Genomic DNA, 21,346 nt, shown 5'->3' with positions numbered 1-21,346 from the left:
CTTTCCGCCCTCGACACGCCGATGTCGAGGGCGGAAAGTGTGTTTTCCACGAGGGAACGGGGCCTGAGGTCAGGGGGCGGCGAGCTGGGCGGCCTCGTCGGCGTCGATGGCCGACTGGATGACGGGGTCGAGCTCGCCGTCGAGCACCGTGTCGAGGTTGTACGCCTTGAAGCCCGTGCGGTGGTCGGCGATGCGGTTCTCGCCGTAGTTGTACGTGCGGATGCGCTCGGAGCGGTCGACGGTGCGCACCTGGGACCGGCGGGCGGCCGACGCCTCCGCGTCCGCGGCTTCCTGGGCCACCGCGTGCAGCCGGGCGCGCAGGATCCGCAGCGCCGACTCCTTGTTCTGCAGCTGAGACTTCTCGTTCTGGCAGCTGGCGACGATGCCGGTGGGCAGGTGGGTGATGCGCACGGCGGAGTCGGTGGTGTTGACGCTCTGACCGCCGGGGCCCGACGAGCGGAAGACGTCGATCCGCAGGTCGTTCGGGTCCACGTCCACCTCGACCTCCTCGGCCTCGGGGACCACGAGCACCCCGACCGCCGACGTGTGGATGCGCCCCTGGGACTCCGTGACGGGGACGCGCTGGACGCGGTGGACCCCGCCCTCGTACTTCAGGCGGTGCCAGACGCCCTCGGCCGCGGCACCGCGGCTCTTCACGGCCACGGACACGTCCTTGTAGCCGCCGAGGTCGCTGGGGGTGGCGTCGAGCAGTTCGGTCGCCCAGCCGCGCTGCTCGGCGTACCGCAGGTACATGCGCAGCATGTCCCCGGCGAAGAGGGCGGACTCCTCCCCGCCCTCACCGGCCTTGATCTCGAGGATCACGTCGCGGGCGTCGTCGGGGTCGCGCGGCAGGAGGACGCGGCGCAACCGCTCACCCGCGTCCGTGGCCGCCTGCTCGAGCACCGGCAGCTCGGCGGCGAAACCGGGGTCTTCGGCGGCCAGCTCGCGGGCGGCCTCGGCGTCGTCCGTGGCCGCACGCCAGGCGGTGTGCGCCTCGACGACCTGCTGCAGCTCGGCGTAGCGCCGGCCGAGCCGGCGGGCCAGTCCTGCGTCGGCGTGCACGGCGGGGTCGCCCAGGCGGCGTTCGAGCTCGGCGTGCTCGTCGAGCAGCGGCTGGACGGTCTCGAACACGCAGAGCTCCTGAGAGGACGGGGTGGGGTGGGAACGCGACAGCGCCGGCCCCTCCACCCCGTGGGGCGGTGGGACCGGCGCTGCGAGCGGACTACTTGGCGGTCTTCTTGCCGTAGCGCTGCTGGAAGCGGGCCACGCGGCCACCGGTGTCCAGGATCTTCTGCTTGCCCGTGTAGAAGGGGTGGCAGGCGCTGCACACGTCGGCGCGCATCTCGCCGCTCTTCTCGGTGCTGCGGGTGGTGAACGTCGCGCCGCAGGTGCAGGTGACCTGGGTCTCGACGTAGTCCGGGTGGATCCCAGCCTTCATGGTTCTCTCCTCAAGGCGCTCAGTCGGCACCGGGTCGCCGATCCTGCTGGCGTGAGCCGGTGCCTGCGGTGTCAAAGCAGTCTCCCACAGGAAGCCGCCGGTCCTTCACAACCGGCGGCCCCCCGGGGATGTTCCCGTCAGTCCTTGTTGACCAGCGGGGTGGACGTCTGGACCTGGTGCAGGAACTCGAGGTTGCTGCGGGTCTTCTTGAGGCGGTCGAGCAGCAGCTCGATGGAGGCCTGCGCGTCGAGCGCGGTGACGACGCGGCGCAGCTTCCAGACGGTCTGCAGCTCCTCGCGGGACATGAGGATCTCCTCGCGCCGCGTGCCGGAGGCCGGCACGTCGACGGCGGGGAAGATGCGCTTGTCGGCCAGCTGGCGCGACAGGCGGACCTCCATGTTCCCGGTGCCCTTGAACTCCTCGAAGATGACCTCGTCGGCCTTCGAGCCCGTCTCGACCAGGGCCGAGGCCAGGATCGTCAGCGAGCCGCCGTTCTCGACGTTGCGGGCCGCCCCGAAGAACCGCTTCGGCGGGTACAACGCCGAGGCGTCGACACCACCGGACAGGATGCGGCCGCTGGCGGGCGCCGAGATGTTGTAGGCGCGGGACAGGCGGGTCAGGGAGTCCAGCAGCACGACGACGTCGTTGCCGAGCTCCACGAGGCGCTTGGCCCGCTCGATGGCGAGCTCGGCGACGGCCGTGTGGTCCGACGCGGGACGGTCGAAGGTGGAGGCGATGACCTCACCCTTGATCGTCCGCTGCATGTCGGTGACCTCTTCGGGCCGCTCGTCCACGAGGACGACCATGAGGTGGCACTCGGGGTTGTTCGTCGTGATCGCGTTGGCGATGGCCTGCATGACCATCGTCTTCCCCGCCTTCGGCGGCGCGACGATCAGACCGCGCTGCCCCTTCCCGAGCGGCGACATCAGGTCGATGATGCGCGTCGTCAGGACGTTGGGCTCGGTCTCCAGGCGGAGCCGCTCCTGCGGGTACAGCGGCGTCAGCTTCGTGAACTCCGGACGGTGCCGGGCCTGCTCGGGCGCCGCGCCGTTGACGGTGTCGACGCGGACGAGCGCGTTGAACTTCGCGCGGGCCCCCGTCTGCTCACCCTCGCGGGGCTGACGGACCGCACCGGTGACGGCGTCGCCGGGGCGCAGGTTGTTCTTCTTCACCTGGCCGAGGGAGACGTAGACGTCGTTCGCGCCGGCGAGGTAGCCGGAGGTGCGGATGAACGCGTAGTTGTCGAGGACGTCGAGGATGCCCGCGACGGGCAGCAGGACGTCGTCCTCGGAGACGTTCTCGTCGACCTCGGGCGCGCCGCCGCCGTCACGGCCGCCGCGGCGGCCCTTGCGGTCGCGGTAGCGGTTGCGACGGCCGCGGCGGCCGCCCTCGCCGTCGAAGTCGTCCGGCCCGTTCTGCGCGGCCTGCGGACGCTCGGTGCGCTCCGTGCGGTCGCCGGAACGCTCGCTCCGGTCCTCGCGGCCCTCGGGACGGTTGTCGGAGCGACCCTCGCCCCGGTCCGCGCCCCGGTCCGCGGTGCGCTCCGGCCGGTCCTGGCGGTCCTGGCGGTCCTGGCGGTCCTGGCGGTCACGGCGGGACTCGCCGTCGGCGGCGTCGCGACGCGGCATGTTCGGCAGCTCGACCTGCTGGTCGGGCTCACGGACACGGTCACGACGGGCGCGCTCGCGGCGGGACAGGCGCGGGGAGGAGTCCTCGCCACGCTCGCCGCGCTCAGCACGGTCGGAGCGCTCGCCGCGCTCGGGGCGGTCACCGCGGCCGCGGGTGAAGTCGTCGAGCGTGGGCTCGGTGCGCGGGGCGGGGTCGGCCTCGGGGGACGACGGCTGCGCGGGCACCTGGGCCGCGGGCTGCTCGTCGGCGACGGCGGGCTCGGGCGTCGTGGCCGGCGGAGCCCCTGCGGGAGCACCGGCGCGGCGCGACCGCGAGCGGGGAGCCTGCTGGACGGGCTGCTCGGCGGGCTGCTGCTCGGCCGGCTCGGTGGGCTGCTGCACGGCGGCGGGCTGCTCGACCGGCTGCTGCACTGCGGGCTGCTGCACCGTGGGCTGCTGGACGGCGGGGGCCGCGGCGGCGGGAGCCTCCGCACGCGCGCTGCGCTGCGCCGTGCCGGACTCGTGCTCGCGGATGGCGGCGAGCAGGTCCACCTTGCGCATGCGGCCGGTGCCGGTGATGCCCAGCTCGGACGCCAGGGCCTGCAGCTGCGGGAGCCGCAACGCGGACAGGCTGCCCGTGCGGCGCGCGGGCGCCCCGGAGGCGTCTGTCGCCGTGCCGTCGGTGGCGGCGATGTCGGTGGTGTCGGTCACGAAGGTCCTTCCCCCTCGTCGGTGCGACTGACCGGTGGATCCGGCGCTTCGTCGGGTCCGGGGGTGTCGCGGTGACTGCCCGATGGGCAGGATGGGAAATCCACGGCCACGCGAAGAAGCGCGGCGAGAACGTGGAGACGCACCCGGAGACGGGGAACGGACGCAGCAGGGACGGTTCTCGGCTCGAGAGAGCCCCACCGTGAGTGTCCCGCCGTGGGTGCTGCCTCCAATGCTAACACCCGGCGGCGCGGGCGCAGTCACCGTCCCCCGTTCGGCGCACGGCGCGTCGCGCCCCCGATCCGCCGCGGAGCGTCAGGACCAGGCGACGCCGTCGGCGTGCACGGGCCGTGCGTGCACGTCCCACGCGCCCCCCGCGGCCACGGCGCGGACGCGGTCGACACCCGGCGCGTCGGTCAGCACGAGCACGCTCGGCCCCGCACCGGAGACGACGGCCGCCAGACCCTCGGACCGCAACGCCCGCAACAGCTCCGCCGACCGCGGCATCGCCGGGGCCCGCTGGGTCTGGTGCAGGCGCTCCTCGGTCGCGTCGAGCAGGAGCGAGGGGTCGGCCGTCAGCGCGTGCACGAGCAGACCGGCCCGGCCCGCCGTCAGCGCGGCGTCGGCGTGGGGAACGGTGGCGGGCAGCAGCGCCCGCGCCCGCGACGTCGCCAGCTCCTCGGCCGGCACGCACACGACGGCACGCACGTCGGGGTGGACGGGCAGGCGGACCGAGCGCACGGCGTAGGGGTGGGTCGGGTCGTCACCGCGCGTCCAGGCGATGGTGAAGCCGCCGTGCACGGCGGGCGCGGCGTTGTCCGGGTGCCCCTCGCGGCGGGACGCCTCCAGGAGGATGCGCGCCCGGGTCTCCTGCTCGTCCTCGACGACCGCCCCGGCCGCCAGGAGCAGCGCCCGGGCCGCGGCCAGGCCCGCGACGATCGCCGACGCGGACGATCCCAGGCCGCGTCCGTGCGGGATGACGTTGCGGCACACCACGTCCAGCCCGGGGGCGGTGTGCCCGGCGGCGGCCAGCTCCTCGCGCAGGACGCGCACGACGAGGTGGCGCTCGTCGGTCGGCACCGCACCGGCGCCCTGTCCCTCGACGCGCACCCGCAGACCCGCGTCCGCGACCACCTCCGCCCGGACCTCGTCGCAGAGGTCGAGCGCGAGGCCGAAGGCGTCGAACCCCGGCCCGAGGTTCGCGCTCGTCGCCGGCACCCGGACGGTCGCGGTCGTGCCGACCGGCAACGCCGCCAACGACCCTTGGCGGGACGGGCCCGGCACGGGGCCGGACCCGGAGCTGGAGCGGGGGTCCACGCTCCTCAGACCTCCACGCCGATGGCGCGGGCGATCGTGACGGCGTCGGGCTGGACGCGGACCGGCTCGACCGACCCCTCGGCGCCGGCGGCCAGCTGCAGCGCCCACTGCGGGTCCTTGAGCCCGTGCCCGGTCACCGTGATGACGATGGTCTGGCCCGGCTCGACCTCGCCGGCCTCGTGCGCGGCGAGCAGTCCGGCGACCCCCGCAGCGGAGGCGGGTTCGACGAAGACGCCCTCGCGCGCGGACAGCCAGCGGTGCGCGGCGAGGATCTGCTCGTCGCTCACGGCGTCGATGCGGCCGCCGGAGTCGTCGCGGGCGGTGGTGGCCCCGGTCCACGACGCGGGGTGCCCGATGCGGATGGCCGTGGCGATCGTCTCCGGCTCGTCGACGGGGTGGCCCTTGACGATGGGCGCGGCGCCGGCGGCCTGGAAGCCCCACATCTTCGGGGTGCGGGTCGCGACACCGTCCGCCGCGTACTCGGTGTAGCCCTTCCAGTAGGCCGTGATGTTGCCGGCGTTGCCGACGGGCAGGGCGTGGATGTCGGGGGCGTCACCGAGGACGTCGACGACCTCGAAGGCACCCGTCTTCTGGCCCTCGATGCGGTAGGGGTTGACCGAGTTCACGAGTTCGACCGGGTACGCCTCGGCGAGCTTGCGGGCCTGGTTCAGGCAGTCGTCGAAGTTCCCGTCGACCTGCAGGATCGTCGCGCCGTGGGCGACGGCCTGCGACAGCTTGCCCATGGCGATCTTGCCGTCGGGCACGAGGACCGCGCAGCGGATGCCCGCGGCGGTGGCGTAGGCCGCGGCCGAGGCCGAGGTGTTGCCCGTCGAGGCGCAGATGACGACCTCGGCGCCGTTCTCCTTGGCCTTGCTCATGGCCATCGTCATCCCGCGGTCCTTGAAGGACGCGGTCGGGTTGCAGCCCTCGACCTTGATGAGGACGCGGCCGCGCACGAGCTCGGACAGGTGGCGCGCGGGGACCAGCGGCGTGCCGCCCTCGCCCAGGGTGACCACCGGGGTGGCCTCGGTCACGGGCAGCCGGTCCCGGTACTCCTCGATGAGACCCCGCCACACGTGCGCCATCAGGCGTCCCCTCCCTCGACCCGCAGCACACCGGCCACGGAGTCCACGATGTCCAGCTGTTCGAGTTCGTCGACGGTGGCCGACAGGGCCGCGTCGGTGGCGCTGTGCGTCACGACGACCAGGACGGCGCGCCCGGCGTCGTCGTGCCGCTGCTGCACGGCCTCGATGGAGACGCCGTGCGCGGCGAACACGCCCGCGACCTGGGCCAGCACCCCCGGCTTGTCGGCGACGTCGAGGCGCACGTGGTAGCGGGTGACCGTGTCGGCCATGGGCTGCACGGCGAGCTGCGCGTACGCCGACTCCCCCGGCCCCCGGCCGCCGACGACCTTGTGGCGGGCCACGGCGACGACGTCACCCATGACCGCGCTGGCCGTGGGCTGCCCCCCGGCGCCGGGGCCGTAGAACATGAGCTGCCCGGCCGACTCGGCCTCGACGTAGACGGCGTTGAAGGCACCGCGGACGCCCGCGAGCTGGTGCTCGCGCGGCAGCATCGCCGGGTGCACGCGCACGGACACGGCCTCGCCGCCGTCGGCGTCCGTGCCGCGCTCGCAGATCGCCAGCAGCTTGACGACGCAGCCCTGCAGCTGGGCCGCGCGCACGTCCGCCGCGCTGACCTCGGTGATGCCCTCGCGGTGCACGTCGTCGAGGCTGACGCGCGTGTGGAAGGCCAGGGAGGCCAGGATCGCGGCCTTGGCGGCCGCGTCGAAGGCCTCGACGTCGGCGGTCGGATCGGCCTCGGCGTACCCGAGGGCCTGGGCCTGCTCGACGGCCTCGGAGAAGCCCATGCCCGAGGTGTCCATCTGGTCCAGGACGTAGTTCGTCGTCCCGTTGACGATGCCGAGCACGCGCGTGACGCGGTCGCCGACGAGGGACTCGCGCAGGGGACGCAGCAGCGGGATCGCCCCGGCGACGGAGGCCTCGTAGTAGAGGTCGACCCCGGCCTTGGCGGCCGCCTCGTACAGCGCCGGGCCGTCCGCGGCGAGGAGCGCCTTGTTGGCCGTCACGACGGAGGCGCCGTGCTCGACGGCCCGCAGGATGAGCGAGCGCGCGGGCTCGATGCCGCCGATGACCTCCACGACGACGTCGGCGCGCGTCACGAGCTCCTCGGCGTCGGTCGTGAAGAGCGAGGGGTCGACCCCCAGCCCGCGGTCGCGCCCCAGGCGCCGCACCGCGATGCCCACCAGCTCCAGCGGCGCACCCACGCGCGCCGCGAGTTCGTCGGCCTGCGTCGTCAGCAGCCGTGCCACCTCGGTGCCCACGACACCGCACCCGAGCAGCGCGACCTTCACCGGCTCCACAGCGTGTGCTCCCCACTTCCGTCCAGCAACGTCGTCCCGCCGTCCAGCCACTCGTGCCCCGGCCCGTCCGGCAGGAACCGGGCCAACCCTCTCACCCGCGGTGCGCGGGCCCCTCAGCCTGCGTCGAGCGCGAGCAGGTCCTCCGGCGTCTCGCGGCGCACCAGCAGGGACGTCGCCCCGTCCCGCACCGAGACGACCGCCGGTCGCGGCACCTGGTTGTAGTTGCTCGCCATGCTGCGGCAGTAGGCGCCGGTACCGGGCACGGCGAGCAGGTCACCCGCGCCGGCGTCGTCGGGCAGGAACTCGTCGCGCACGACGACGTCCCCGCTCTCGCAGTGCTTCCCGACCACGCGGGACAGCACGCCCGTCGCGTCCGAGGCGCGCGAGGCGATCGTCGCGGAGTAGTCCGCGTCGTAGAGCGCGGTGCGGATGTTGTCGCTCATGCCGCCGTCGACCGAGACGTACCGTCGGCGCGTCCCGCCGTCGAGCTCGACGTCCTTCGTCGCCCCGACCTCGTAGAGCGTGAAGGTGCTCGGGGCCGCGATGGCGCGGCCCGGCTCGACGGAGACGCGGGGCACGGCGATGCCCTGGACGAGGCACTCGCGGGCCACGATCTCGGCCATCCGGCCGGCGATCTCGCGGGGGGCCAGCGGCTTGTCCGCGGAGGTGTAGGCCACGCCGTAGCCGCCGCCGAGGTCGATCTCGGGCAGTTCGACCCCGTGCACGCGCTCCACGCGGCGGTGCAGCTCCAGCAGCCGGCGGGCCGAGACCTCGAAGCCGCCCATGTCGAAGATCTGCGAACCGATGTGGCTGTGCAGTCCGAGGAGCTGCAGCTCGGGCCGGGCCAGGGCGCGGGCGACGGCGGCCTCCGCCTGGCCCGAGGCCAGCGACAGCCCGAACTTCTGGTCCTCGTGCGCCGTCGCGACGTACTGGTGCGTGTGCGCCTCCACGCCCACGGTGACCCGCAGCATCACGGGCGCCACGACGCCCCGCTCACGGGCCAGGTCGGCGACGAGGTCGATCTCGCCCAGGGAGTCCACGACGATCCGGCCGACGCCGGCCTCGAGCGCCGTCGCGATCTCGCGGCGCGACTTGTTGTTGCCGTGCAGGGCGATCCGTCCCGGCAGGACACCGCCGCGCAGGCCGAGCTCGAGCTCACCGCCCGACGCCGTGTCCAGGTGCAGGCCGTCCTGGGCGATCCAGCGCGCGACGCCCGTGGCGAGGAACGCCTTGGACGCGTAGTAGACGTCCGCACCGCCGCACAGGTCGGCGAAGGCGTCGGCGAAGGCGTCGCGGAACGCCGTCGCGCGCGAGCGGAAGTCCAGCTCGTCGACGACGAACAGCGGGGTGCCGTGCTCGCGCGCGAGGTCGGCCACGCCGACCCCGCCGACGCGCAGGGCCCCGTCGTCGCCGCGGGCGACGGTGCGGGCCCACAGCTGCGGGAGCAGTTCGTTGACGTCGGCCGGCGGCGTGAGCCACGCGGGGACGACGGCGATGTCCGCCACGGGTGTCCCTCCCCTCACATGCGTTCCGGCGCCGAGACGCCGAGCAGGGCCAGACCGTTGGCGAGCACCTGGCGGGTGGCGTCGTTGAGCCACAACCGGGTGCGGTGCACGTCGGTCACGTCCTCGCCCGCGCGGGGCGTGACGCGGCAGGCGTCGTAGAACTTGTGGAACCGGCCGGCGAGCTCCTCCAGGTACCGCGCGACGCGGTGCGGTTCGCGCAGCTCCCCGGCGCGGCGCACGACCTCGGGGAACTCGGCGAGGGCGGCGAGCAGGAGGGACTCCGTCTCGTCGGTCAGCAGCGAGGGGTCGAAGGCGTCCTCGCGGCGCACCCCGGCCGTGGCCGCGTTCACGCCGACGTTCGCCGTCCGGGCGTGGGCGTACTGCACGTAGAAGACGGGGTTGTCGTTGGTCCGCTTCGTCAGCAGGTCCAGGTCGATGTCGATGCTCGAGTCGACGCTGGAGCGCACGAGGGAGTACCGGGCCGCGTCGACGCCGACGGCGCCGACGAGGTCCTCCATCGTCACGACCGTGCCGGCGCGCTTGCTCATCCGGACCGGGACGCCGTCGCGGACGAGGTTCACCATCTGGCCGATGAGGATCTCGAGGTTCACACCGGGTTCGTCGCCGAACGCCGCGCACATCGCCATCATCCGGCCGACGTACCCGTGGTGGTCAGCGCCGAGCATGATCACGCAGCGGTCGAACCCGCGTTCGCGCTTGTCGAGGTAGTACGCCAGGTCGCCGGAGATGTAGGCCGGGTTGCCGTCGCTCTTGAGGACCACGCGGTCCTTGTCGTCGCCGAAGTCGCTGGTGCGCAGCCAGGTCGCGCCGTCGGCCTCGTACATCCGGCCGAGGTCGCGCAGGCGCTGCACGGCGCGGTCGACGGCGCCGGTGCTGTGCAGGGAGTCCTCGTGGAAGTAGACGTCGAACTCGACGCCGAACTCGGCGAGGGACTGCTTGATCTCGGTGAACATGAGGTCGACGCCCTCGCGGCGGAACGTCTCCTGCTGCTGCTCGCGCGGCAGGTCCCGCAACCCGGGCACGCGGGCCAGCACGGCGTCGGCGATGTCGCCGATGTAGTCGCCGCCGTACCCGTCCTCGGGCGCGGGTTCCCCGTGGGCGCGGGCCAGCAGGGACCGTGCGAACCGGTCGATCTGGGCGCCGTGGTCGTTGAAGTAGTACTCGCGGGTGACCTCGGCCCCCGCAGCCTGCAGGACCCGGGCCAGGGAGTCGCCGACGGCGGCCCAGCGCGTGCCGCCGAGGTGGATCGGGCCGGTCGGGTTGGCCGAGACGAACTCGAGGTTGACCTTCTCCCCGCTCGGTGCGGCGGCGCGGCCGAAGGCCGGGCCGGCCTCGACGACGACGCGCGCGAGGTCGCCCGCGGCGGCGGCCTCGAGGGTGATGTTGAGGAACCCGGGGCCGGCGATGTCGACGGCCTGCACGCCCTCGACCTGCAGGAGGCGGCGCTGCAGGACGGCGGCGACCTCGCGCGGCGCCGTCCCGGCCTTCTTCGCCAGCTGGAGGGCGACGTTGGTGGCCCAGTCGCCGTGGTCGCGGTTCTTGGGGCGCTCCACGCGGACCTCGGCCGGCACGTCGGCGGGGTCGAGGGACAGCTCTCCGGCCGTCACGGCCGTGGTCAGGGCGTCCCTCAGGGCAGCTGAGAGCTCGGCGGGAGTCACGAGTGGCAAGCCTACCGGCGCAGCGCCTCCCCTCCGTCCGCCACCCACAGGGACGAACCGGACGCCGGGCGGGGCGGTCCTGGTCGGGGCGGGCACCCATCGCTGGTAGTGTCTGCGACGCACCGCAGGGCCCCCGTAGCTCAGCGGATAGAGCATCGGCCTCCGGAGCCGTGTGCGCAGGTTCGAGTCCTGCCGGGGGCACCACCACGAAGGGCGTCGCACACCGTGCGACGCCCTTTCTCGTCCCCGGGGGACGTCCGTCCCCAGGGCGCTCCCGGGCAGGACCCCCCGTGTCGGACGGCTGTGCTCTGATGCGGCGCGTCGGACAGGGCCGGGGTGAGGCGAGGGGTGCGGGTGGACGTGCGCGAGGCGCTGGTCATGGCGCGGGAGCTGGTCGCCCAGCACGGGCTGCACGGCTGGACGGTGGTGCTCGACCGGGCCAAGACGCGGGCCGGGGTCTGCCGGGCCGACCGGCGCGAGATCGGGCTGAGCGGACCGCTCACGGCGCTGCACGACGAGGCCGAGGTCCGGGACACCGTCCTGCACGAGATCGCGCACGCGCTCGTCGGTCCCCGGCACGGCCACGACGCCGTCTGGCGGGCGACGGCGCGGCGCATCGGCTGCTCGGCCGAGCGCACCTCCCAGGGACCGCGCCCGCCCGGCCCGTGGACGGGGACCTGCCCCGCGGGCCACGTCGCGACCCGCCACCGCCGCCCGGCGCGCGTCGTCTCGTGCGCGCGCTGCGGGCCGGGCTTCGACCCGTCCCACGTCGTCAGCTGGACCTTCCACGGCCGCCCGGTGGCCCCGTCCGCGCTGCCCGCCAGCTACCAGGAGGACTGGGCCCACCTGGCCGCCGGGAGCGTCGGCCCCGTCGTCCGGGACCGGCTGCCGGTCGGCGCCCGCGTGCGGGTCGGGGGCGGCGGGCCGCACGCGGGCGCCACGGGCGAGGTCGTGAAGGTGGGGCGGTCGCGCTACCACGTCCGGGTGCGGCGGGGCGTCCTCACGGTGCCCTTCGCGCTCGCCGAACCGTTGCGCCGCACGTGAACGGCGCTCAGGCCGGCAGGACCTCCTCGACCGCGGCCCGCAGGGCCGGGTCGTCGGGGGTCGTGCGCGGGCGGAAGCGGCCCACGACGCGCCCGTCGGGGGCGACGAGGAACTTCTCGAAGTTCCAGGTGACGTCGCCGGCCTCGCCGTCCGCGTCGGGGGTGGCGCTCAGGACGTCGTACAGCGGGTGGCGGTCGGGACCGTTGACGTCGGCCTTCGTCGTCATGGGGAACGTCGTGCCCCAGGTGGCCGAGCAGTACTCGGCGATCTCCTCGTCGGTCCCGGGTTCCTGGCCGTTGAACTGGTTGCAGGGCACGCCGAGGACGGTGAACCCGCGGTCGGCGAACTCCCGGTGCAGGGCTTCCAGGGCCTCGTACTGCGGGGTCAGCCCGCACCGGGAGGCCACGTTGACGACGAGGACGGCACGACCGTCGAGGGCGTCCGCGGGCAGCGGTCCGCCGGCGAGCGCCGTGAGGGGCACGGAGAAGGGGGAGCTCATGGGCGCAGAACGTACCCGCGCCCCGTCAGCGCCCCGCGAGGACCTCGTGGACGGCCTGCCGCGCGGCGCGGCTCGCCCCCACGGTGCTGGCCGACGGGCCGTACCCGACGAGGTGCAACCGGGGTTCGCGGACCACGCGGGTGCCGTCGACGAGGATGCCGCCGCCGGGTTCGCGCAGGTGCAGGCTGCGGAGGTGGTCCAGGGCCGGGCGGAACCCGGTGGCCCACAGGATCGCGTCCGCGCCCTGCCGGGAGCCGTCGGCCCACTCGACGCCGTCGGGCGTGATGCGGGAGAACGCGGGGTGGCGCTTGAGGACGCCGCGGTCGCGCAGGGCGGCGACCTCGGGGGTCAGCAGGAGACCGGTGGCCGAGACGACGCTGCCGGGTGGCTCCCCCGCCGCCACCCGCTGGGCCACGACCTCCACGGCGGCCCGGCGCGCCTCGACGTCGAAGTCCTCGCGGAAGACGGGCTCGTGGCGCGTGACCCACGTCGTGCCGACGCCGTGGGCGGCGAGGTCCTCCAGGTGCTGCACCGCGGAGATGCCCCCGCCGACGACGACGACGTGCTGCCCCGTGAACTCCTGCGGGCCGGCGTAGTCGGCCGTGTGCAGCTGCCGGCCGCGGAAGCTCCCGCGGCCGGGGTAGGACGGCCAGAACGGCCGGGTCCACGTCCCGGTGGCGTTGACGACCGCGCGGGCCGCGAAGGTCCCCGCCGAGGACGTGACGAGCAGGCGGGCCCCGGCGGGACGGACGTCGTGCACGACGACGGGCCGCCGCACGGGCATGCCGAGCCGCAGTTCGTACTCGGCGAAGTAGGCGGGCACGACCTCGCGGGCCGGGGCCTGCGGGTCCACCGCCCCGAGGGGGAAGCCGGGCAGGTCGTGGACGCCGTTCACGCGCGCCATGACGAGCCCGGGCCAGCGGTGGCGCCACGCGCCGCCGGGTTCGTCGTCCCCGTCGAGGACGACGTAGCCGCGTCCGGGGTCCAGCCCGGCGCGGTCGAGGAAGAAGGCGGCCGACAGACCCCCCTGGCCCGCACCGACGACGGCCACGTCGACGGTGTGCAGGGCGGGACTCACGTCCACCCCCGGCACCGTCGAGTGCGTGCACCAGTCGTCACGAAGAGTGATCGTAATGTCCCGCGGGCTCGCGCGTCGGGGAACGGCCCGCAGCTAGCCTCGCCCCGTGACCGCACCGTCCGCCTCCCAGCCCGACTCCGAGCCCGACTCCGAGCCCGACTCCGGGCCCGACACCGGGCCCGCTCCCGCCGACCGGGAGGTGCTGACGTGGTCGACCTTCGGCGACGCCGTCCGCGACCTCGCGACGAACATCGCCCGTGACGGCTTCCGGCCCGGCGTCGTGCTCGGCATCGCCCGGGGCGGGCTGCCGCTGGCCGCGGGCCTGGCGTACGCGCTGGACGTCAAGGAGACGGCCACCATCAACGTCGAGTTCTACACCGGCGTCGACTCCCGGCTGCCGGAACCGGTCGTGCTCGCGCCGTCGGTGGACCTCACCGAGCTCGCCGGCCGCGACGTGCTCGTCGTGGACGACGTCGCCGACACCGGCCGCACCCTCGGCGTCGTCGTCGCGCTGTGCGCCGACGCGGGCGTGCGGGCGCGTTCGGTCGTCGTCTACCGCAAGCCGACGACGACCCGGGAGCCGGACTGGGCCTGGCGCGAGACCGACCGGTGGATCGAGTTCCCCTGGTCGGCGCTGGGTCCCGTCCCCGGGGTCGTCTCAGCCTGAGCCGCGTCCCGGACCTCTCGCGGCGCGCGTGGTGCGCGCCGTGGGGACGGCGGTGGACGGGTCCTCCGGCCAGGGGTGCTTGACGTAGCGGCCGCGGTTCTCCGCCCGGACCGACGGGTAGACGCCGCGCCAGAACGACTCCAGGTCCGCCGTCACCGCCAGCGGCCGGCCCGCGGGTGAGAGCAGGTGCAGGACGACGGGGACCCGGCCCTCGACGAGCCGGGGCGTCGCCGTCCAGCCGAACGCCTCCTGCAGCTTCAGGGCGAGGACGGGCGCGGCCGGGTCGGTGTAGTCGAGCGCCACGCGCCGGCCGGACGGGACCGGCAGGTCGACGGGGGCGAGCTCGTCGAGGCGGCCCGCCTGCGGCCAGGGCAGGAGCGCGCGCATCGCGGTGAGCACGTCGATGCGCGCCAGGTCGCGGCGCGAGCGGACCCCCGCCAGCTGCGCGCCGAGCCACTGCGGCAGGGTCGCCAGCAGGTGCTCGTCGGACAGGTCCGGCCACGGACCGCCCTGCGCCGCACGGCAGCACGCGACGCGGGCCCGCAACGACCGGGCCGCGGCGCCGAAGGTCAGCAGCTGCAGCCCCTCGCGCCGGACGCCGTCGGCGACCGCCGCGGCGACGGCCTCGGCGGGCGGGTCGGCGAGGGGGCGGGCGGACAGCTCCAGCTCCCCCAGCCGCTCGACGCGACGGGCCCGCACGTCGCCGTCCCAGACGACCTCGTCGACCACGCGCACACCGACGACCTGGCGGGCGCTGTCCTCGTCGAGGGGCGCCGCCGCCCGGACCCGGGCCGCGGCCCGGCCGGGGGCGCGGTCGGCGGCGGCCACGGCCAGCCACGGCGCGCCGCGCAGCCCGCTGCCGGGCGCGAGCTCGACCCCCGTCCCGCCCGCGGTCGCGTAGGCGGTCCCGTCCTCGCTGCGGCGCCGGGCGACCCGCTCGGGGTGGGCCAGGGCGACGACGAGCCCCGCGGCCGCGTCCCGGGGCGTCCCCGGCCCCCTCCGGCTCGACGCCCCCGCGGGCAGCGCGGCGAGGAGCCGGTCCACCTCGCGGTGCCACGGGGTCCGGTGCTCGCGGTGGGCCGCGCGCCAGCGCGCGACGAGGTCGTCGCCGGAACCGGGACCGCCCTCTTCGGACAGCAGCGCGACGACCTCCGCGGCGGGGCGGGCCCCGACCCGGTCGGCGCCGTCGAGCAGGGCGCGGGCCAGCCGCGGGTGCAGACCGACGTCGGCCATGCGCCGCCCGAGCGGGGTGAGGGCGCCGTCCGCGAGCGCACCCAGGCGGTAAAGGACCTCGCGCGCGGCCGCGAGCGGACCGGGCGGCGGGGCGTCCAGCAGGGGCAGGTCGTCGACGTCGCCCCACCCCGCGCACAGCAGCGCGAAGGCGGTGAGGTCGGCGGTGAGGACCTCCGGCGCCGTGTGCGGGGTCAGCAGCGCGTGCTCGGCGGCCGACCACGCGCGGTAGACCGCCCCGGGAGCCTCGCGGGCCGCGCGGCCGGCGCGCTGGTCGGCGCCCGCCCGCGAGACCCGGACGGTGTCGAGCCCGCCGAACCCGCGCGCGTGGTCGAAGCGGGGCACCCGGGCGAGCCCCGCGTCGACGACGACGCGGACGCCGGGGACGGTGAGGCTGGACTCGGCGACGGCGGTGGCCAGCACGACGCGGCGCCGCTCCCCCGGCCTGAGGGCGGCGTCCTGCTCGGCCGCAGACCGCCTGCCGTGCAACGGGACGACCTCCGCATCGACGCCCGCCAGGCGCCCCCCGACGGCGCGGATCTCCCCGGTCCCGGGCAGGAACACCAGGACGTCCCCGTCGCGTTCGGCCAGCGCCCGCCGCACGAGTCCGGCGACGTGGTCGAGGAGGGCCGGGTCCACGCGCAGGCCGTCCGGCGGGCGCACGGGCCGCGCGGGCGGGCACCACTGCACGTCGAGGGGGTGGACGGGGGCGGTCGCCGTCACGACGGGCGCTGCGAGCAGCTCGGCCAGGCGCGGGACGTCGAGGGTCGCCGAGGCCGCGACCAGGCGGAGGTCCTCGCGCAGCAGCTCACGGGTCTGCAGCGCGAAGGCGAGGACGAGGTCGGCGTCGAGCTGGCGCTCGTGCACCTCGTCGAGCAGGAGGACCGAGACCCCGGGCAGCTCGGGGTCGCGCAGCAGCCGGCGCAGCAGCAGGCCCGTCGTCACGACCTCGACACGGGTGCCCGGCCCGACGCGCCGGTCGCCGCGGACGGCGTACCCGACCGTGCCGCCGACCGGTTCGCCGAGCAGCGAGGCCATCCGGGCGGCCGCGGCCCGGGCTGCCACGCGGCGGGGTTCGGCGACGACGACGCGGCCCGGGACACCGCCGCCGGGAGCCTGCGCCGCCAGCGCCAGGGGGACGAGCGTCGTCTTGCCGGTGCCGGGCGGCGCCTGCAGGACCGCGGCCCCGTGCGCCTGCAGGGTGGCGAGGAGCTCGGGGACGACGGCGCCGACCGGCAGCGCGTCGCGGTGGGAGGCGAGGAGGGTGGCGACGAGGACGTCGAGCGAGGTGGTGGGTCCCGGCGGCACCGGGTCATCCTGCCGGGTGCCGGCCCCGTCTCCGCCTGCGGTGCCGCAGGAACCGGACGCCGAGCGCCACGGCCCCCGCCAGGACACCCGCGAGCACCGCCCACTGGGGCGGACCGAGCACCGGACCGGCCGGTTCGGCGACGTAGCCGCCCTCGTCGAGGCCCGCGAGGCGCTCGAAGTGGTTGCGCGCGCCGGGGAAGAAGAAGTCGTCGACGCCGTAGGCGAGCGGGAAGGCGGCCGGGCCGGCCAGGACGGTGGCGACGGCCCACTGCGGCCGGTGGTGCGACTCGTGCCGGGCCAGGGCGGCCGCCTCGGCCGGGACGGTCGGGAAGCGCGGGGAGATGACCATGTCCCCGAAGTTCGTCGTCCGCTTGCCGGCGACCGCGACGGGGACGACCCCGACGTAGTAGTCGGCCGCCGCGTACCGGCACACGGACAGGCCGCGGGCGTCGGCGTAGAGCATCGCCAGCCCGGTCTCGGGCCAGGTCGCCACCTTCTGCGCCAGGACGCTGGGCGTGAGCGCCCCGACGTCGCTCGTGGACTCCCACTCCTCCCCCGGCGGGGCCGAGCAGACGGGGGCGTCGCCGAGGTCAGTGACGCTGCGCCAGGTGGTCCCGACGAGGATCAGCCCGACCGCGAGACCGGCCACGACCCCCTGCAGGACCCGCACGGGCGCCGGTCGCAGCGGCGCGTGCCGGCCGCGGAACCACCACCACAGGGCGCCGAGGACGCCGGCGACGAGGACCCAGAAGACGATGTGGACGGCGGCGCGGCTGTGCGGATGGGTGTACCCCCACCAGCGACGCCGCCCGCCCACCTCAGCAATCTAGGACGGTGCCGCTCAGCGCGTCGCGGTACCGGGCGAGCCCGCGCCCCCGCGGCCACCACGACCCCCGCGACGACGGCGACGCGGCGCGCCGCCGGGAGCCGCCCCGGCACCGGCCGCGGCCGGACGGCTCGCGGCCGCCGGAGCACGGCCACCGCTCGTCGCGGGTGCCGTCCGCGGCTTGGCCGTCCGCTGCGGCTGCGGCGGGGCGGTCGGGACGGGCGAGTCGGCGGGGTCGACGTAGGCGGCGGTCGGGCCGACCAGCTGCGCGGTGAGCGCGTGACCGGTGCCGACGGGCGTCCACCGCGGCGCGATGCCCGCCTGGCGCGCCAGCGTGCGGACGTCGCCGCGCTGGTCGGGGGTCGCCACCGTGACGACGAGACCGCCGGCGCCGGCGCGCGCCGTGCGGCCGGAGCGGTGCAGGTAGGCCTTGTGCTCGGTCGGCGGGTCGACGTGCACGACGAGACCGACCTCGTCGACGTGGATGCCGCGGGCCGCGATGTCGGTGGCGCACAGCACCCGGACCGACCCGTCGGAGAAGGCGCCGAGGTTGCGCTCGCGGGCGTTCTGGCTGAGGTTGCCGTGCAGGTCGACGGCGGGGATCCCGGCCGCGGTGAGCTGCTTGGCCAGCTTCTTCGCGGAGTGCTTGGTCCGGGTGAACAGGACCGTGCGGCCCCGGCCGGCGGCCAGCTCACGCACGAGGGCGGCCTTGGTGTCGGTGGCGACCTCGAGGACGTGGTGCTCCATCGTCGAGACGGGGGCGACGGCCGGGTCGACCGAGTGCACGACGGGCTCGGACAGGTACCGCTTCACGAGGACGTCGATGCCGTTGTCCAGCGTCGCCGAGAACAGCAGGCGCTGGCCGACGACCGGGGTCGCGTCCATGAGGCGCTTCACGCCGGGCAGGAAGCCGAGGTCGGCCATGTGGTCGGCCTCGTCGAGCACGGTGACCTCGACGGCGTCGAGGCGGCAGTGGCCCTGGCCGATCAGGTCCTCGAGCCGGCCCGGGCAGGCGATGAGGACGTCGACGCCCTGCGCGAGCGCCGTGACCTGCGGGTTCTGTCCGACGCCGCCGAAGACGACCGCCGTGCGCAGACCCACGGCCTGCGCCATCGGCGTCACCGAGGCCGCGACCTGGTTGGCGAGCTCCCGGGTCGGCACGAGGACGAGGGATCGGGGACGCGTGCTGCGGCGCGGGGTCTTCGACGCCGCGAGCCGCGCCACGAGCGGCAGGGCGAAGGCGATCGTCTTGCCGCTGCCCGTGCGGCCGCGGCCCAGGACGTCGCGCCCCGCGAGGGAGTCCGGCAGCGTGGCGGTCTGGATCGGGAACGGGCTGGAGACCCCGCGGGCGGCGAGGACGTCGACGAGGGCCTGCGGGACACCGAGCTCGGCGAAGGACCGGTCGTCGGCGACGACCTCGGTCACGGCGTCGGAGACGACCTCGGGACGCGCCGGGCGGGCGGCCTGCTCGCGGGGAGCGGTGCCCGGGGCGGTCGCGCGGCGACGGCGACGCGGCTGGGGCACGGAGCCGTCGGCGGGGACGCCACGGGTGGTGCCGGGGGTGGTGCCGGGGGTGGTGGTGGACGTGCGGGAGCCGCGGGACGCGGACGAAGTCACGGAGAGCCTTCCGGTGGTCGGACACGGGGATCGGCCGTGGTGCCCGACCGCACCCGTGGACCACGGGGGACCTGCGCCCGGGCGCACCCGGACTGAACACTCGACCGCGGTCACCTCCGGTGACCGCCGGCAACCACCCTAGTGGGCCGACGGGGAGGTGGCCGCCACCCCTCCATCGGCGCCCCCACTCCAGACCTCAGTCACCGGCGGTGCGCTCCTGGGAGTGGAGAGGCTAACCTCACCTCTCGTGCCCACCTCGACGCCACCGCGGCCGGCCGGCCCCGCGCCCGGCCCCGCCCCGGGTCCCGACGCGAGTCCGCTGCCGACCCGGCGTCGGCGCGTGCACCGCCCCACGGCCCTGCTGGTCGCGCTCGTCCTCCTGCTCGTCGCCGTCACGGCCAGCCTGGCCGTCGGGTCCCGCGAGATCCCGCTGGGCACCGTCGTCGACGCCCTGCGCGGTGCCGGCGGGAACGCCCAGGACGTCCTCGTGGTCCGCGAGCTGCGGGTGCCGCGGACCCTCGTCGGCATCGCGGTCGGCGTCGCGCTGGGACTGTCGGGCGCGCTCATGCAGGCCCTGACCCGCAACCCGCTCGCCGACCCCGGCCTCCTCGGCGTCAACGCCGGGGCGGCCGCCGCGATGGTCACCGCGGTCGGCGTCCTGGGCCTGACCTCGCGGCTGCAGCTCGTCTGGGCGGCCGTGGCGGGGGCGGCCGTCGTCTCGGTCCTCGTCTACCTGCTGGGGGCGACCGGACGCGGCGGCGCCACCCCGGTGCGCCTGGCGCTCGCGGGCACGGCGATCTCGGCGGCGCTCTACGCCTACGTCAGCGGGATGGTCCTGCTGGACACCCGGACCTTCGACCGGTTCCGGTTCTGGCAGGTCGGCACGCTCGCCGGGCACGACCTCACCGTCGTCACCCAGCTCCTGCCCTTCTTCGTCGTCGGGACGGTCCTCGCGCTGAGCCAGGCCCGCTCCCTCAACGCCCTCGCGCTCGGCGAGGACTCCGGCCGGGCCCTGGGCGCGCACGTCGGCCGCACGCGCGTCCTGACGGCCGTCGCGGTCACGCTGCTGTGCGGCGCCGCGACGGCGGCCGCCGGCCCCATCGCGTTCGTCGGGCTGGCCGTGCCGCACCTGGTCCGCGCCCTCACCGGCCCGGACCAGCGCTGGGTCCTGCCCCTGTCCTGCCTCGTCTCCCCCGCCCTGCTGCTGTTCGGAGACGTCCTGGGGCGCGTCGTCGTCCGCCCCGGTGAGCTGGAGGTCAGCATCGTCACCGCGATCCTGGGGGCTCCAGTCCTCATCGCCCTCGTCCGTCGTCGCCGGCTGGCCCAGCTGTGAGCGCCGCGAGCTTCGACGGGGCCGTCCCCCGCCCGCGCGTGGCCGACGGGGCGCGTGCCGGACGCACCGTCCGGGCCGGGCGCGCGCTGTCCGTGCGGGTCGAGGGCCGCACGCTGACGGTCTGCGTCGTGCTCCTCCTGCTGCTGGCGGCCGTCGTGTCCGTCAGCCTCACCACGGGCGACTACCCGATCTCCGTCCCCGACGTCCTGCGCACGCTCCTCGGCCGGGGCGAGCGGGCGGACGAGTTCATCGTCCTGGGCCTGCGTCTGCCCCGCGTCGTGACGGGCCTGCTCGTCGGGGCCGCGCTCGGCGTCGCCGGGGCCGTCTTCCAGCTCGTGACGCGCAACCCGCTGGGCTCGCCCGACGTCATCGGGTTCACCTCCGGGGCCGTCACGGGCGCGCTCGTGGTCCTGCTCGTCCTGCAGCTCGGCGGCTGGGCCGTGTCCTTCGGGGCGCTGGTCGGCGGCGGCGTCACCGCGGCCCTCGTCTACCTGCTGTCCAGTCGCGGCGGCGTGCAGGGCTACCGGCTGATCCTCGTCGGCATCGGCGCCTCGGCCGTCCTGCAGGCGGGCAACAGCTACCTGCTCACCCGCTCGCGCGTGGAGGACGCCCAGTCCGCCCAGCTGTGGATCACGGGTTCGCTCAACGGGCGGGGCTGGGAGCAGGCGACGCCCCTGGGGATCGGCCTGGCGGTCCTGCTGCCCGTGCTGCTCGTGGCGGGCCGCTCGCTGACCCTGCTCGACCTCGGCGACGACGCGGCCCGGGCCCTCGGCGTCGACGTCGGCCGCACCCGGGCGCTCGTCCTCGTCCTGGCGACCGCGCTGACGGCCCTGGCCGCCATGGCCGCCGGTCCCATCGCCTTCGTCGCCCTCGCCGCCCCGCAGGTGGCGCGACGGCTCACGGGCGCGGTCGGGGCCGGGCTGGTCACCGCCGGCCTGACCGGCGCGCTCCTGCTGCTCGTCAGCGACCTCGCCGCCCAGCGCGTGTTCGCCCCCACCCAGCTGCCCGTCGGCGTCGTCACCGGCGCCGTCGGCGGGCTCTACCTCGCCTGGCTGCTCGTCTCGCAGTGGCGCCGCGGTCGCGGCTGAACGCATTGACCCAACGATC

17 protein-coding genes and 1 tRNA gene are annotated in these 21,346 nt (G+C 75.6%); 5 read left to right on the top strand and 13 right to left on the bottom strand.

Translation table 11 applies throughout. From position 1 onward, the window contains the following. Window positions 1-69: 69 nt before the first annotated feature. The 8 genes from prfA to argS form a co-directional block, all read right to left on the bottom strand. Window positions 70-1,131 (bottom strand): peptide chain release factor 1, encoded by a 1,062-nt coding sequence (gene prfA, locus AB1207_RS16650; protein WP_367639503.1) that lies wholly within the window; start codon window positions 1,129-1,131, stop codon window positions 70-72. Between the two features lie 91 nt (window positions 1,132-1,222). Beyond that, window positions 1,223-1,438, bottom strand: coding sequence for a 50S ribosomal protein L31 (gene rpmE, locus AB1207_RS16645; protein WP_367639502.1), 216 nt, complete (start codon window positions 1,436-1,438; stop codon window positions 1,223-1,225). A 137-nt stretch (window positions 1,439-1,575) separates the two neighbouring features. Next, on the bottom strand, window positions 1,576-3,756 hold the full coding sequence (gene rho / locus AB1207_RS16640; RefSeq protein ID WP_367639501.1) for a transcription termination factor Rho: 2,181 nt from the start codon (window positions 3,754-3,756) through the stop codon (window positions 1,576-1,578). A gap of 312 nt (window positions 3,757-4,068) precedes the next feature. Then, entirely contained in the window at window positions 4,069-5,070 is a 1,002-nt protein-coding gene (thrB, locus tag AB1207_RS16635; RefSeq protein ID WP_437178964.1) for a homoserine kinase, read from the bottom strand. A 5-nt stretch (window positions 5,071-5,075) separates the two neighbouring features. Further along, window positions 5,076-6,155, bottom strand: coding sequence for a threonine synthase (gene thrC / locus AB1207_RS16630; protein WP_367639500.1), 1,080 nt, complete (start codon window positions 6,153-6,155; stop codon window positions 5,076-5,078). Then, the gene (locus AB1207_RS16625) at window positions 6,155-7,453 is read right to left on the bottom strand and encodes a homoserine dehydrogenase (protein ID WP_367639499.1); all 1,299 of its coding nucleotides are present in this window, start codon (window positions 7,451-7,453) and stop codon (window positions 6,155-6,157) included. The genes thrC and AB1207_RS16625 overlap by 1 nt, the downstream gene beginning before the upstream one ends. A 113-nt stretch (window positions 7,454-7,566) precedes the next feature. Next, window positions 7,567-8,958 carry a diaminopimelate decarboxylase gene (gene lysA, locus AB1207_RS16620; RefSeq protein ID WP_367639498.1) on the bottom strand — a complete coding sequence of 464 codons (1,392 nt, stop codon included), beginning with the start codon at window positions 8,956-8,958 and terminating at the stop codon, window positions 7,567-7,569. A 14-nt stretch (window positions 8,959-8,972) separates the two neighbouring features. Next, window positions 8,973-10,637 carry an arginine--tRNA ligase gene (argS, locus tag AB1207_RS16615; protein ID WP_367639497.1) on the bottom strand — a complete coding sequence of 555 codons (1,665 nt, stop codon included), beginning with the start codon at window positions 10,635-10,637 and terminating at the stop codon, window positions 8,973-8,975. Between the two features lie 129 nt (window positions 10,638-10,766). Between argS and AB1207_RS16610 the strand changes: the two genes are divergently transcribed. Both AB1207_RS16610 and AB1207_RS16605 read left to right on the top strand, forming a co-directional pair. Then, window positions 10,767-10,841, top strand: a tRNA-Arg gene (locus AB1207_RS16610). A 150-nt stretch (window positions 10,842-10,991) separates the two neighbouring features. Further along, on the top strand, window positions 10,992-11,681 hold the full coding sequence (locus tag AB1207_RS16605; RefSeq protein WP_367639496.1) for a SprT-like domain-containing protein: 690 nt from the start codon (window positions 10,992-10,994) through the stop codon (window positions 11,679-11,681). A gap of 7 nt (window positions 11,682-11,688) precedes the next feature. On the opposite strand, the gene AB1207_RS16600 is transcribed toward AB1207_RS16605, so the two are convergent. Both AB1207_RS16600 and AB1207_RS16595 read right to left on the bottom strand, forming a co-directional pair. Further along, window positions 11,689-12,180: a glutathione peroxidase gene (locus AB1207_RS16600; RefSeq protein ID WP_367639495.1), complete on the bottom strand. Its 492-nt coding sequence runs from the start codon at window positions 12,178-12,180 to the stop codon at window positions 11,689-11,691. A gap of 25 nt (window positions 12,181-12,205) precedes the next feature. Then, complete coding sequence (locus tag AB1207_RS16595) at window positions 12,206-13,264, bottom strand: NAD(P)-binding domain-containing protein (protein WP_367639494.1); 1,059 nt, start codon at window positions 13,262-13,264, stop codon at window positions 12,206-12,208. A 100-nt stretch (window positions 13,265-13,364) separates the two neighbouring features. On the opposite strand from AB1207_RS16595, the gene AB1207_RS16590 reads away from it, so the two are divergent. After that, window positions 13,365-13,925 (top strand): phosphoribosyltransferase, encoded by a 561-nt coding sequence (locus AB1207_RS16590; protein WP_367639493.1) that lies wholly within the window; start codon window positions 13,365-13,367, stop codon window positions 13,923-13,925. Here AB1207_RS16590 and hrpB read toward each other — a convergent pair. The 3 genes from hrpB to AB1207_RS16575 are packed head-to-tail and all read right to left on the bottom strand — an operon-like array spanning window position 13,917 to window position 18,906. Next, a complete protein-coding gene (gene hrpB / locus AB1207_RS16585) occupies window positions 13,917-16,463 on the bottom strand; it encodes an ATP-dependent helicase HrpB (protein WP_437178963.1) in 2,547 nt (848 codons plus the stop codon). The two genes, AB1207_RS16590 and hrpB, sit on opposite strands and share 9 nt — an antisense overlap. A gap of 4 nt (window positions 16,464-16,467) precedes the next feature. Beyond that, window positions 16,468-17,280, bottom strand: coding sequence for a hypothetical protein (locus AB1207_RS16580; protein WP_367639491.1), 813 nt, complete (start codon window positions 17,278-17,280; stop codon window positions 16,468-16,470). Window positions 17,281-17,304: 24 nt separating this feature from the next. Then, window positions 17,305-18,906 carry a DEAD/DEAH box helicase gene (locus AB1207_RS16575; RefSeq protein ID WP_437178962.1) on the bottom strand — a complete coding sequence of 534 codons (1,602 nt, stop codon included), beginning with the start codon at window positions 18,904-18,906 and terminating at the stop codon, window positions 17,305-17,307. Between the two features lie 247 nt (window positions 18,907-19,153). On the opposite strand from AB1207_RS16575, the gene AB1207_RS16570 reads away from it, so the two are divergent. Next, entirely contained in the window at window positions 19,154-20,239 is a 1,086-nt protein-coding gene (locus AB1207_RS16570) for a FecCD family ABC transporter permease (protein ID WP_437178961.1), read from the top strand. Continuing rightward, the gene (locus tag AB1207_RS16565) at window positions 20,236-21,327 is read left to right on the top strand and encodes a FecCD family ABC transporter permease (RefSeq protein ID WP_367639489.1); all 1,092 of its coding nucleotides are present in this window, start codon (window positions 20,236-20,238) and stop codon (window positions 21,325-21,327) included. The genes AB1207_RS16570 and AB1207_RS16565 overlap by 4 nt, the downstream gene beginning before the upstream one ends. The last annotated feature ends 19 nt before the right edge of the window (window positions 21,328-21,346 follow it).

It is taken from the genome of Kineococcus endophyticus (assembly GCF_040796495.1).
GTDB classification, from domain to species: Bacteria; Actinomycetota; Actinomycetes; order Actinomycetales; family Kineococcaceae; genus Kineococcus; species Kineococcus endophyticus.
The sequence above is the reverse complement of the archived record's forward strand: the minus strand, read 5'-3'. Positions and strand labels throughout refer to the sequence as shown.